The 13,514-nt window shown below is 41.3% G+C and carries 12 protein-coding genes; 8 read left to right on the top strand and 4 right to left on the bottom strand.

The window, feature by feature from the left end; translation table 11 throughout:
• Positions 1–6: 6 nt before the first annotated feature.
• Positions 7–1,047, bottom strand: a complete 1,041-nt coding sequence (bioB, locus tag DO88_RS10600; protein WP_002961242.1) for a biotin synthase BioB — start codon at positions 1,045–1,047, stop codon at positions 7–9.
• Positions 1,048–1,141: 94 nt separating this feature from the next.
• Between bioB and bioA the strand changes: the two genes are divergently transcribed.
• The 6 genes from bioA to DO88_RS10630 all read left to right on the top strand — a co-directional run bounded on the left by bioA (position 1,142) and on the right by DO88_RS10630 (position 7,663).
• Positions 1,142–2,443 (top strand): adenosylmethionine--8-amino-7-oxononanoate transaminase, encoded by a 1,302-nt coding sequence (bioA, locus tag DO88_RS10605; RefSeq protein ID WP_033039070.1) that lies wholly within the window; start codon positions 1,142–1,144, stop codon positions 2,441–2,443.
• 171 nt (positions 2,444–2,614) lie between these two features.
• Positions 2,615–3,427 carry a hypothetical protein gene (locus tag DO88_RS10610; protein WP_033039068.1) on the top strand — a complete coding sequence of 271 codons (813 nt, stop codon included), beginning with the start codon at positions 2,615–2,617 and terminating at the stop codon, positions 3,425–3,427.
• On the top strand, positions 3,428–4,468 hold the full coding sequence (locus DO88_RS10615) for an extracellular solute-binding protein (protein WP_033039065.1): 1,041 nt from the start codon (positions 3,428–3,430) through the stop codon (positions 4,466–4,468).
• Complete coding sequence (locus DO88_RS10620; RefSeq protein ID WP_033039063.1) at positions 4,468–5,967, top strand: ABC transporter permease; 1,500 nt, start codon at positions 4,468–4,470, stop codon at positions 5,965–5,967. Before DO88_RS10615 ends, DO88_RS10620 begins: the two co-directional genes overlap by 1 nt.
• Positions 5,968–5,981: 14 nt before the next feature.
• Positions 5,982–6,998 (top strand): ABC transporter ATP-binding protein, encoded by a 1,017-nt coding sequence (locus DO88_RS10625; protein WP_033039060.1) that lies wholly within the window; start codon positions 5,982–5,984, stop codon positions 6,996–6,998.
• A 35-nt stretch (positions 6,999–7,033) separates the two neighbouring features.
• Positions 7,034–7,663 (top strand): Vat family streptogramin A O-acetyltransferase, encoded by a 630-nt coding sequence (locus tag DO88_RS10630; RefSeq protein WP_033039058.1) that lies wholly within the window; start codon positions 7,034–7,036, stop codon positions 7,661–7,663.
• A 4-nt stretch (positions 7,664–7,667) separates the two neighbouring features.
• On the opposite strand, the gene DO88_RS10635 is transcribed toward DO88_RS10630, so the two are convergent.
• Positions 7,668–8,102 (bottom strand): AAA family ATPase, encoded by a 435-nt coding sequence (locus DO88_RS10635; RefSeq protein ID WP_008133749.1) that lies wholly within the window; start codon positions 8,100–8,102, stop codon positions 7,668–7,670.
• Between the two features lie 297 nt (positions 8,103–8,399).
• Between DO88_RS10635 and asnS the strand changes: the two genes are divergently transcribed.
• Positions 8,400–9,797 (top strand): asparagine--tRNA ligase, encoded by a 1,398-nt coding sequence (gene asnS / locus DO88_RS10640; RefSeq protein ID WP_002961230.1) that lies wholly within the window; start codon positions 8,400–8,402, stop codon positions 9,795–9,797.
• Between the two features lie 139 nt (positions 9,798–9,936).
• On the opposite strand, the gene DO88_RS10645 is transcribed toward asnS, so the two are convergent.
• Positions 9,937–10,863, bottom strand: a complete 927-nt coding sequence (locus tag DO88_RS10645) for an electron transfer flavoprotein subunit alpha/FixB family protein (RefSeq protein WP_033039056.1) — start codon at positions 10,861–10,863, stop codon at positions 9,937–9,939.
• Positions 10,864–11,613, bottom strand: coding sequence for an electron transfer flavoprotein subunit beta/FixA family protein (locus DO88_RS10650; protein ID WP_033039055.1), 750 nt, complete (start codon positions 11,611–11,613; stop codon positions 10,864–10,866).
• A gap of 221 nt (positions 11,614–11,834) precedes the next feature.
• Here DO88_RS10650 and DO88_RS10655 point away from each other — a divergent pair, with 221 nt between their 5' ends.
• Positions 11,835–13,481 (top strand): electron transfer flavoprotein-ubiquinone oxidoreductase, encoded by a 1,647-nt coding sequence (locus DO88_RS10655; RefSeq protein ID WP_033039053.1) that lies wholly within the window; start codon positions 11,835–11,837, stop codon positions 13,479–13,481.
• Positions 13,482–13,514 lie beyond the last annotated feature (33 nt).

Raw genomic sequence — 13,514 nt, 5'->3', positions numbered from 1 at the left:
AAAAGCCTACGCTTCGTAAAACAATTCAGAGGTTGCTTTGTCGGCTACTTGCGATGAAAGCGAGGCTTCTACTGCTTCGTCTGAATAGTCGTGACGTTTTTCTGGGTTCATGCCTAATTTTTTAATTAGGTTCATATCGGCATCAGCGTCTGGGTTTTCGGTGGTAAGTAGTTTGTCACCATAAAATATTGAGTTAGCGCCTGCAAAAAAGCACATAGATTGCATTTGCTCGTTCATGGCGTTGCGCCCTGCCGATAAACGTACATAACTGTGTGGCATCATAATACGCGCTGTTGCTATGGTACGTATAAATTCAAAGTGATCTAAATCGTCTACGTTTTCAAGCGGTGTGCCTTTAACTTTAACGAGCATATTAATAGGCACGCTTTCTGGCTGTTGTGGCAAATTAGCTAGTTGCATAAGTAGTCCAAAGCGGTCGCTTGCTTGCTCGCCCATACCGACAATTCCGCCCGAGCATACTTTCATACCAGCATCGCGTACGTGGTCAATGGTATTTAATCTATCTTGAAAAGTACGGGTTGATATAATTTGCTCGTAATACTCAGGTGATGTGTCGAGATTATGGTTGTAGTAATCAAGCCCTGCGTCTCTAAGCTCATGGGCTTTTTCGTTTGTGAGTTTACCCAGCGTCATACAGGTTTCTAACCCTAGCTCTTTTACTTCTTTAACCATTTGCGAAATGTATGGCATGTCTCTGTCTTTTGGATCTGACCATGCAGCGCCCATACAAAAACGGGTAGCGCCTTTTTGTTTTGCAAGGCGTGCTTGCTCGACTACTTTTTCTACTTCTATTAAGCGTTCGCGTTCTAAATCTGTTCGGTAATGGCCCGACTGCGGGCAGTACTTACAGTCTTCTGGGCAAGCGCCTGTTTTAATTGATAACAACGTAGAAATTTGCACTTCATTTGGGTTGAAGTTAGCACGGTGAACCGATGCGGCTTTAAACAGTAAATCGTTAAATGGCATTTCAAATAATGCTTTAACCTCAGCGTGGGTCCAATCGTGACGAACAGGTGCAAGTTCCATAATACTCTCTTATTTTTTTCATAACGGTGATATTGGCTTAGTCTACGAGTTGAAGTACCATTGTCAACGAAGTCCACCAAGTTAAAGTTTACATATGATTAAAAAGAATACGATTGACCTTGATTTTGATCGTGAGCACATTTGGCACCCATATACGTCTATGACTAAGCCAATTCCGGTATACCCCGTTACACATGCTAATCACAATATTATTCACCTCGAAACTGGCGAGCAATTAATCGATGGCATGGCCTCGTGGTGGAGCGCAATACATGGCTATAACCACCCTGTTATAAATAACGCCATGATTGAGCAAATTAATAATATGAGCCACATTATGTTTGGCGGTATTACGCATAACAGCGCGGTAGAGCTGTGCAAAAAAATAGTAAATATAACGCCGCCCAGTTTAACTAAAGTATTTTTAGCCGACAGCGGCTCAGTAAGTGTTGAAGTAGCGATTAAAATGGCGCTGCAGTATTGGTTAAGCCAAGGCATTACAACAAAACAAAAATTAATGACGCCTTACAAGGGCTACCATGGCGACACCTTTGCAGCCATGAGCGTATGCGACCCAGTTAACTCAATGCATAGTTTATATTCAGGCTTTTTACCTGAGCATGTATTTGTACCCGCACCGGTTAGTCAATTTGGGGGCGAGTTTAACCAAACCGAAGCCCAAGAGCTTGAAGAATACTTTAAAGCAAACCACAGCCAAGTAGCCGCCTTTATCATTGAGCCTATTGTACAAAACGCGGGGGGTATGAACTTTTATCACCCTGATTATTTAGCCTGCGTGCGTAAATTGTGCACCCAATATAACGTACTGCTAATTTGCGACGAAATTGCCACAGGCTTTGGCCGTACAGGTAAATTATTTGCTGTAGAGCACGCCAATATAGAACCCGATATAATGTGTATTGGTAAAGCATTAACCGGCGGTTCAATGACGCTATCGGCCACTATCACTAGCGATAAAATAGCCATTGGCATAAGCGAAGGTGAAGCCGGTGTTTTAATGCACGGCCCTACGTTTATGGGTAATCCGCTTGCCTGTGCAGCGGCCTGCGCAAGTATTGATTTATTACTTGAACAAAACTGGCAACAACGAATAAAGCAAATAAACACACAGCTACAACAACTTAAGAAATGCAGTGAACTAGATGCGGTTGCCAATGTGCGTACCTTAGGTGCAATAGGTGTTGTTGAACTAAGCGACACTACGGGCAATGTTGATGTTGCTAAAATTCAGGCTTATTTTGTAGAGCAAGGCGTATGGATACGCCCATTCGGTAAACTAATTTACCTTATGCCACCGTATATAAGTGACGACACAAGTATAAAAACACTGTGTGATGCCATTTATAATGCCATTAAGGGCAAGCATTACGCTTAATAGTCGGTCTCAATAACTAATCCTAATACTGGTTATAGCGCTATTTGCTGTAACCTACCGCTACATTTAGTGTTTTTATCTATTAAGCGAGTTTGTGGTTATTGATCTCGTTAACTATTAGCTATATGATAATGTCTATCATTTACAATTACCTTTTTGGACTTCTTTGCTATGAAATTACTATTTAAACCAGCCAAAACTTTAGGTGCAAGCCTTTTACTAGCCTCGGCGTTTATGGCTCAACCAGTATTAGCTAACGGCCCTATTGGCGAGCATGTTAATCATCTTCAAGCTAACCTTAAAAGTTACGCAGAAGAAGTAGAATGGATGGTAGGCAAAGTTGATACCATGGTAAGCGACTACGATACTAAAGGCGCAAAATCTGTAAAAACTGATGATTTAATTGAATATTGGGAATCAGTTAAGTTTCACAGCGCAATAGAAACTAACTTTGTACCAGTATACGCTTCTATTTGGCAGGGTCTTTATGGCGTAAAAATGGCCATTGATAATAAGCAGCCTGCTGAGGAAGTTCGTAAACAGCAAAAAGCGATGAACATAGCCTTGTGGCAAGGTCTTGGGGCTGTTAAGCTTGCTGCAAAATTCCAGCAAAAAGGCTTGTTAGACACTGTAAAAGCAACCGCTACAGCTCAAATGACACAAAGTGCCACAATTGATGAAATTAAGCACAAATTAGACCGTGTAGTAGCTAAATTTGCTGAGCGTTTACGAGACGAAGCAACTGAAATTGTTCACGATACTTATCTGCACCTGTTTGAAGGCGTTGAAGGTACTCTTATTGAACAAGATGCAAAACTAGTTGAAGTGCTGGAAAAAGACTTTAACGTAACACTGCCACAAGCCATTAAAAACAGCAAAAGCGTAGACGAAGTACGCGATGTGATCAGTGACATGCAAACAAAATTAGACCGCGCTAAGGTTTTAATAGAAAAAGCCGAAAAAGCTCGTAAGGATGTATTTTAAGTGAAGCGTAGGACCTTTATTCAAGGCCTAGCTGCGTTAGGGGTGGTTGGCTCATTGCCACTGCCTTTTTCTCGTGCGCTAGCCGCTGATATAGCAAACCCTGTTTCTGTTGACGATTTACCAAAGCTTAAAGGCGAGTTAACGCTTTATTTAGGCCGAGGCGAAGGTGGTTTGTATGAAAACGTATTACAAGCAATCCAGAAAAAAAATCCAGACTTTAAACTCGGTATACGCCGAGGTCCTACTGCTGCTTTAGCAAATACCATTGTTGCAGAAGCTAAAGCTGGCGTTCGCCGCGCTGATTTATTTTGGGCGGTTGATTCAGGCGCAATTGGTTTAGTAACCGATGCAGGCCTTGCACAACCCATCCCTGGTGATTTATCTGCCCAGTTACAACCACAGTTTAGATATAAAGAATGGGCACCAGTAACTGGCCGTATTCGTACATTGCCATATAACACGTCGCGTTTGACTAAAGATCAAATTCCAACAAGTATTATGGAAATTGCCGACAGCGATTTAAGTATTGGTTGGGCACCCGCCTACGCTTCTTTTCAATCGTTTGTAACCGCAATGCGAATTTTAGAAGGCGACGACAAAACCGCTAAGTGGCTTAAAAAGATTCAAAAACGTGCTAAAACATACGCCGGCGAGCTAGGTGTTGTTATGGGCGTTGAGCGCGGTGAAGTTGATATTGGTTTTGCAAATCACTATTACACTTTGCGTTTAAAATCAGGTAAGCCTGATGCCAAGCTAGATTTAGCATTTACACAAAATGATGCGGGCTGTTTAGTTAATGCATCGGGTGTATTAGCGCTTAACGACGATCCGCTTGCTACTAACTTTATGCGTTACTTACTAAGTAAAGAAGTACAAGGTTACTTAGCCAGTGAAGCGTACGAAATTCCGTTAGTAAATGGTATTACCCAACCAGAGGGTTTACCGTCACTTGCTAATATTTCTCCACCTGAAGTAGATTTAACACAGCTAGCTGATTTACGCCCTACTATAGATTTGATGCGAAGCAGCGGCGTATTGTAATGAAAATACCTGCCTCTTATCCAATGGCGCTGCTTGCAGCGCTTGTTGCGCTAACACCTGTTTATGTATTAATTGTGCTTGCAAGCGATGCAAGCTCAGTGTTTGACACCCACAATCTGCAAATTTTAGGTAACACGTTATCGTTAATGGGTTTAACGGTACTCGGATCTATTTTAATTGGTGTGCCACTTGCGTTTATTAGCGCGTATGTGCATTTACCATTTAAAAAGCTCTGGCTGGTTGTATTTGCAGCCCCGCTGGCAATTCCCAGTTATATTGGCGCATTTACCCTCTATGCTGCTTTTGGCCCCGGTGGCGAAATAAACACCTTAACAGGAATAGAAACACCATCAATGTATGGCCTAACAGGTGCCGCCATTGTAATGACGCTTTATACCTTCCCGTTTGTAATGATGACAACTCGCTCATCTTTACTGAGCCTTGATGCAAGCATGGTTAATGCCGCGCGTACGCTGGGCATGTCGATGACGCAAAGTATATTTAAAGTTATATTACCGCGCGTAGTTAACGGTATTGCAGCAGGCTCTTTATTAGTCGCGCTTTATACGTTATCAGACTTTGGCACGCCGGCAATGATGCGCTTAGATACCTTTACCCGCGTAATTTATGTTGAATACAACGCCTTTGCGTTAGGGCGCGCTGCAATGCTTTCACTTCAACTGATGGTTATTGTTGGCTTTTTACTTTTAGTTGAATCACAAATAAAAACAGCGCCTGAGCGCCATGGTCGCCCGTTAATTTTATTTCCAAGTAAATTACAGTTAAGTGCCATGTTTGTTACGTTTGCACCTGTTTTACTACTCGCTATTGGCTTGCCTTTGGCTATATTTTCGCTTTGGTTAGCTCGCGATGGTTTTAGCTCTTTTGATTTTAGTATTGCGTGGAACTCTACGTATGCATCGAGTATTGCGGCAATTGTAGCAGTTATCGTTGCGATCCCCGTTGCACATGCTGCACTGAGTGGAAAAGCGGGTCGTATAATGGAGCGTGTTACTTACTTTGGTTTTGGTATTCCAGGCATAGTAATGGGCACAGCGCTTGTTTACGGTGGTTTGCAGTTACCGTTTTTATATCAAACACTGGGATTGCTTATTATTGCTTATATGCTGCGATTTTTACCACTTGCTGTAGGCTCTGTTAGAACAAGCACCGAACACTTAGATCCAAGCTTAGTAAAGTCTGCGCGGGTATTAGGGGCAAGCCCACGAGAAGTATTTACTCGCATAACACTGCCTTTAACTATGCGCGGTATTATTGCCGGTGCAGCACTGGTGTTTTTAGAGGCAATGCGCGAACTAGAAGCCACGCTACTACTTGGCCCAACAGGGTTTGAAACACTCTCTACTTATTTATGGCGTGTATACGAAGCGGGCTATTTTGGTCGCGCCGCTATTCCTGGATTATTGTTAGTAGTGATATCTGCCTGCGGCTTAGCTATTATGATGTCTGGCGAAAAACGCAACCAGTTTGAACATTAAGGATTTAAAAAATAATGCTATCTGTAAGTCAGTTGTCTATAGATTATGGCAGTAACCGCGTAGTAAGCGATTTAAATTTTTCGCTGGGTGAAAACGAAATCCTTATGCTTGTAGGGCCAACAGGTTGTGGTAAAAGTACAATTTTACAAGCCCTTGCTGGCCTTATACCTATTAGCGAAGGCGAAATAAACACGGGTAAATGGCGCGCTACTCCCAAATTAACACTACCTCCTGAAAAACGCAGTGTAGGTATGGTGTTTCAAGATTTTGCGTTATTTCCGCACTTAACCGTACAGCAAAACATTTGTTTTAGATTAAAAGATACAGCCCCTGCTGAGTATTGGATAAACCTACTTGGACTGAGCGATTTTAGAGATAAAAAACCAGCAACGCTTTCTGGCGGACAAAAGCAACGTGTAGCACTTGCGCGCACCCTTGCCCACCAACCTGATTTTGTATTGCTTGATGAGCCGCTTTCAAACTTAGATGCCGCCCTTAAAGACATGCTTCGTTGGGATATTAGAAACGCACTTAAAGCAGCTGGCGTACCGGCGATTTGGGTAACACACGACCAAGAAGAAGCACTCTCCGTTGGCGATCGTGTTGGTGTGCTTAAAGGCGGTAAAATTCAGCAAATCGATACACCCGAGCGCTGCTTTAGTACCCCAAACAATCGCTTTGTAGCACGTTTTTTAGGTGAAGCCAGCTTTATTAGCGGCCAATTTAGCCAAGGACAAGCCACTACCTCAATTGGTAATGCGCCAGCTCATGGCGTTGACTGTGAAAGTGGCAACGTTGATGTACTACTACGCCCTGACGATGTATTGCTTGTACAAAGCAGTGTTGGTAATAACGGCGAAGTGATTTGGGTACGCTTTGAAGGTGGCAGCCGCTTGTGCGCTGTAAAACTTGCGTGCTCTACTGTTGTAACCAGCCGAGTAAGCCATGAAGTTGTGGTAAACCTAGGCGACGAAGTGCATGTATCACTAAGTACATCGCACCCACTAGCGGTTTATAAATCTATAGATTAATATCTATACCTAACTCAAAATTAAGAGGAAACCCCATGAACGGACCAAACCCCAATAATCCTTCACCAATGGAAGGTTTTCCTCAAGTAGGTTTTTTAAAAAACTATATTACTTCTACCAATATTGAAGTAGGCGATTATACATATTATGACGATCCTGATGGCCCTGAGAATTTTGAAAAAAATGTGCTTTACCATTTCGATTTTATTGGGGATCGTCTGATCATAGGTAAGTTTTGTGCGATAGCTAAAGACGTTACTTTTATAATGAATGGCGCTAACCATCAAACTTCTGGATTTTCTACTTATCCATTTTTTATATTTGGTAATGGCTGGGAAAAATTTGTACCAAAATCAAATGATTTACCCTTTAAAGGCAATACAGAAATTGGTCATGATGTTTGGATTGGTTATAACGCTACAATTATGCCCGGGGTAAAAATTGGCAGCGGCGCTATTATTGCCAGTAAATCAGTTGTTACCTGCGATGTACCTGCTTATAGCGTTGTAGGTGGAAATCCCGCTAAAGTGATAAAAACCAGATTTGACGATAAAACAATAAATACGCTGCTAGATATAGCTTGGTGGGATTGGAGCAATGAAAAAATCACTGCTCATTTAGATGCCATTACACAATGCGATATAAAAGCCTTATCTAATCTCTAAGTGATTACCACTCAAACATGTACGCCATTTTACTTATTGTTTTTAGTGGGATGTGATGGGAGTTGCGTTTAGCGTATAAATGCTGCATTGATTTGTCTTTCACTTCACCCACTATCACTTCTTTTACTTGATAACCTAAGGCGATAGCCGCTTGCGAATACGCTACAAACTCCCACTTTTTAATATTAGTGTTATCTACAATTACCAAAGGAGTGCCTTGGGAAAGTGCATTTATAAAACGCGCTAAATTTAAATTGTGAAATTGCGGTAATTTAAACTTGTCAAAATGATACTCGCCTTGCTCATTAATAAAGTAATCATCTGTTGAGCAAATTAGGTACTGGCTTTCGTCAGCGCCGCCTAATTCGTCGGCAAGGTTTTGCGCGTAATAAGACTTACCACTTCCAGGTAGCCCACGTAATATAAAAACTTGTTTCATAGCATCGATTTTTTAAGTGTGAATAAAAATAAATTTAATTAGTTTGTTAATAATGCCACAAAATCACTAAATTTGAGAGTAACAAATAACATTAGAAGTAATAAACCCTCTAAAACTGCTTAAAAATAAACCGCATGCATAAAAACTTTTAAAGAGTTGCCCACAATAGTTTTTTTATTTAACTTTACTAGGTAAGATACAGGGTTCAAGTGCAGCGCCGTTTATGTGCAATTAATGCCCGAGTGTTGCGCACAGTTAAAATAAAATAGTTAGGCAACTTATATCATTGGAGTGAAGATGAGCCATTTAGCGATTTCAGAGCTATTAAAAGGCAATGTTGCGGTAGACAGCCAAGTAACAATTAAGGGCTGGATCCGTACTCGCCGCGATTCAAAAGCAGGAATTTCATTTTTAGCCGTTCATGACGGTTCGTGTTTTGATCCTATTCAAGCGGTAGTTCCTAATTCACTGAATAATTATGATGAAGTTACTAGCTTAACAGCCGGTTGTTCTGTGTCGGTTACTGGTGTTTTAGTACAATCTGCTGGCCAAGGTCAATCTTACGAAATTCAAGCTAACTCAGTGACTGTGTTAGGTTGGGTAGAAAACCCAGATTCATACCCAATGTCGGCAAAACGCCACAGCATTGAGTACTTACGTGAGCACGCTCACCTTCGCCCTCGTACAAATATGATTGGCGCGGTAACTCGTGTACGTAACTGTTTAGCACAAGCTATTCACCGTTTTTACCACGAGCAAGGCTTTTACTGGATCAGCACGCCAATTATTACGGCAAGTGACTGTGAAGGCGCTGGCGAAATGTTCCGTGTATCAACGCTTGATATGCAAAACTTACCACTTACAGACAAAGGCGATGTTGATTACAGCGAAGATTTCTTCGGTAAAGAAGCATTCCTTACTGTATCTGGTCAGTTAAATGGCGAAACTTACGCGTCTGCAATGTCAAAAATTTATACATTTGGCCCTACATTCCGCGCAGAAAATTCAAATACATCTCGCCACCTTGCAGAATTTTGGATGGTAGAGCCTGAAGTAGCGTTTGCTGATTTAGAAGATATAGCAAAACTGGCTGAAAACATGCTTAAGTATGTATTTAAAGCGGTACTTGAAGAGCGCCGTGATGACATGGAATTTTTTGCACAACGTGTAGAAAAAACCGCAATTACGCGTTTAGAAGAATTTGTAGATAAAGACTTTGCACAAGTTGATTACACAGACGCTGTAGAAATCCTTAAAAACTGTGGCAAAAAGTTTGAGTACGCTGTTGAATGGGGTGTAGATTTACAGTCTGAGCACGAGCGTTACTTAGCTGAAGAGCACTTTAAAGCACCGGTAGTTATTAAAAACTACCCACGTGATATTAAAGCATTTTACATGCGCCAAAACGAAGACGGTAAAACCGTTGCCGCAATGGATGTTGTAGCACCTGGTATTGGTGAGATCATTGGCGGTTCACAACGTGAAGAACGTCTTGATGTACTTGATGCACGCTTAGAAGAAATGGGCTTAAACAAAGAAGATTACAGCTGGTACCGCGATTTACGTAAATACGGTAGCGTGCCACATTCGGGCTTTGGTTTAGGCTTTGAACGCTTAGTTGCTTATGTAACAGGTATGGGCAACGTACGTGACGTTATTGCCTTCCCTCGTACTAAAGGCAGCGCAACTTACTAATATTTAGTAAGATGTTTATAAATACTTAAAACCAGCCAATTGGCTGGTTTTTTTGTGTCTTGAATTAACCGTATAAAAAAGCCGCAGCACTCAAAGAGCACCACGGCTTTCAACCAGAATACGTTTGTTTATTTAAAGGCTATAAAGCACTCTCTAACTGTGGCAGTACTTCAAACAAATCAGCCACTAAACCGTAATCAGCGACTTGAAAAATAGGTGCGTCTGGGTCTTTATTTATCGCGACGATTACTTTTGAGTCTTTCATGCCCGCTAAATGCTGAATAGCACCGCTAATCCCCACGGCAATATATAAGTTAGGCGCTACAATTTTACCTGTTTGCCCTACTTGCATGTCGTTAGGTACAAAGCCTGCATCAACTGCAGCGCGCGACGCACCAATAGCTGCACCTAATTTATCGGCAATACCATTGAGTAATGCAAAGTTTTCGCCGTTTTGCATACCGCGACCACCCGATATGACCACACTAGCTGCTGTAAGCTCAGGGCGTTCTGATTCGGTTTGCTCAACACTTACAAAGCTGCTTAATTGTGGATCTGATACTGTATCAATACTTGTTATAGCAGCAGCTGATTGCTCACCTTGTAAATCGAAGCTACTAGCACGCACAGTAATTACTTTTTTACTGTCGAGTGATTTAACCGTGGCGATTGCATTACCAGCATAAATAGGTCGTTTAAATGTATCTGCATCCACTACTGCGATAATTTCAGAAATTTGCGCAACATCTAATAGCGCGGCAACACGTGGCATAAAGTTTTTGCCCGTTGTAGTAGCACTTGCAACAATGTGGCTGTAGGTGTCGCTAAGTGATAAAACTAAATCGCTCATGCTCTCAGCTAACTGATGTTCATAAACGCTATTATCAGCAACTAAAACATTAGCTACGCCTTCAATGCTAGTAACTTGTGAGCTCATTGCGCTTAAGTTGTTACCTGCAATAAGTACATCAATAGGAAAACCCATTTTTACTGCGGCGTTAATAGTTTTTGAGGTTTCTGGTTTTAAGGCACCGTTGTCGTGCTCTGCAATTACGAGTGTTTTCATTTAAATCACCTTTGCCTCTGTTTTTAATTTTTCTACAAGCTGTGCAACGTCTTCAACAATAATTCCTGCGGTGCGTTTAGCTGGCTCTTCAACACTTATTAATTGAATACGCGGTGTTAAATCAACACCAAGCGAATCTGCTGCTATTACTTCAAGCGGCTTACGTTTGGCTTTCATAATATTTGGCAGTGATGCGTAGCGAGGCTCGTTTAAGCGTAAGTCGGTTGTAACAACTGCCGGCAAATTCAGTGCTACCGTTTGCAGCCCGCCATCAACTTCGCGGGTTACGTTTACTTTGCCATCTTTAATAACCACTTTTGATGCAAATGTACCCTGCCCACGATTAGTAAACGCAGCGAGCATTTGACCTGTTTGATTATTATCTGAGTCAATTGATTGTTTACCTAAAATTACAAGTTCAGGCGTTTCTTGCTCTACAATTTTAGCGAGTAGCTTTGCAATATGAAGTGACTCGAGCTTTTCATCAGTTTCGATGTGAATGGCTTTGTCAGCACCCAATGCTAATGCTGTGCGTAATTGTTCTTGCGATGCTTTAGGACCAATAGTTACGGCAACCACTTCACTGGCTGTGCCGGCTTCTTTGAGGCGAATTGCTTCTTCTATGGCAATCTCACAAAACGGGTTCATTGCCATTTTTACGTTGGTTAAATCAACGTCGCTGTTATCACTTTTAACGCGTGCTTTTACGTTGTAATCAATCACTCTTTTTATTGGTACGAGGACTTTCATAGGAACTCCATAATTATTTAAACCTACAAGGTAACGTGCACGTCAACCTATTTATTTTATGAAATTAGACTACTTCCTGTTGACGTAAACGTCAACCTAAAATAACCTTTAACTATTCACAGTCTGTAACGTTTAATTTGCAAGGTTAAAAATAGGCTGTACACCTTATTTAAATGCGTAGTAAACATTCAAATAAGTCCGTCATAGATAAAGAGGTTATTATGGTCGAACGTGAAACCATGGAATTTGATGTAGTAATTGTTGGTGCAGGCCCTGCTGGGCTTTCAAGTGCAATTAAACTCGCGCAATTAGCACAAGAAAAACAACAAGAGTGCATGATTTGCGTAGTCGAAAAAGGTTCGGAAGTAGGTGCACATGTACTCTCTGGGGCTATTTTTGAAACCAAAGCTTTGGATGAACTACTACCTAATTGGCAAGAGCTTGGCGCACCGGTTACAACCAAAGTAACTAACGATGAAATTTATTGGTTTAACAACGAGCAAAAAGCGACATCAATCCCCCACTTTGCTACACCAAAAACATTTCATAATGATGGTAACTACATTGTATCTATGGGTAACGTGTGTCGATGGCTTGCAGAGCAAGCTGAAAACTTAGGCGTCGAGATTTTTCCAGGATTTAGCGCACACTCTTTAATAATTGAAGATAAAGCAGTAAACGGGATTATTACTGGCGATATGGGCGTAGACAAAGACGGTAATGAAAAAGACGGTTACATGCCAGGCATGGAGCTTCGTGCAAAATACACTATTTTTGCAGAAGGTTGCCGTGGTCATTTAGGTAAACAATTAATTAATGAGTTTGCACTTGATGCAGGTTCATCGCCGCAGCATTACGGTTTAGGCTTTAAAGAAATTTGGCAAATTGATGAAAGTAAACATGAGCTTGGCAAAGTTGTTCATGGTACAGGTTGGCCACTTAGCGGCGATACTAATGGTGGTGCATTTATGTATCACAGTGAAAACAATCAAGTCGTTGTTGGTTTAATTGTTGATTTAAATTACGCAAACCCACATTTGAGTCCGTTTGATGAGTTTCAGCGAATGAAACACCATCCAGTTTTTAAAAACGTACTTGAAGGCGCTGAACGTATTGCTTACGGTGCGCGTGCTATTGCTAAAGGTGGCTTGCATTCATTACCAAAAATGCATTTTGCTGGTGGTTTACTTGTAGGGTGCGATGCAGGCACACTTAATTTTGCAAAAATTAAAGGTAATCACACAGCAATGAAATCGGGAATGATTGCCGCTGAGGTTATTTTCGAAGCGCTGCAAAATGAGTTAGCAAATACCGATTTAACTAAATACCAGACAGCGTTTGAGCAATCGTGGGCATATAAAGAGCTATATCAATCTCGTAACTTTGGCCCTGCAATGCACAAACTTGGTAAGTTTATAGGTGGTGCGTATAACACGCTTGATCAAAATATTTTTAATGGCGGTTTACCGTTTACATTTAAAGATAATACGCCCGATCACTCTACCCTTGTTGATGCAAAAGCTGCTGACAAAATTGCGTATCCAAAACCAGATGGACAACTTAGCTTTGATAAACTCTCAAGTGTGTTTTTATCAAATACTAACCACGAAGAATCACAGCCGTGTCATTTAAAACTTAAAGATGCGTCAATTCCTATTAACGTAAACCTAGTTAAATTTGATGAACCCGCACAACGTTATTGTCCTGCTGGCGTTTACGAAGTACAAGAAATAGCAGGCAATAAAGAGTTTGTTATTAATGCCCAAAACTGTGTGCACTGTAAAACTTGCGATATTAAAGACCCCAGCCAAAACATTACGTGGGTAACACCTGAAGGCGCTGGTGGACCAAATTACCCTAATATGTAACTAAATTATGCGTCGTATAGTTATATAACTACG

This window comes from Pseudoalteromonas sp. S3431, from assembly GCF_000690035.1.
In the GTDB taxonomy this organism is placed as follows: domain Bacteria; phylum Pseudomonadota; class Gammaproteobacteria; order Enterobacterales; family Alteromonadaceae; genus Pseudoalteromonas; species Pseudoalteromonas fuliginea.
Note: the sequence above shows the minus strand (reverse complement) of the source record. Positions and strands in the feature narration are given on the sequence as shown.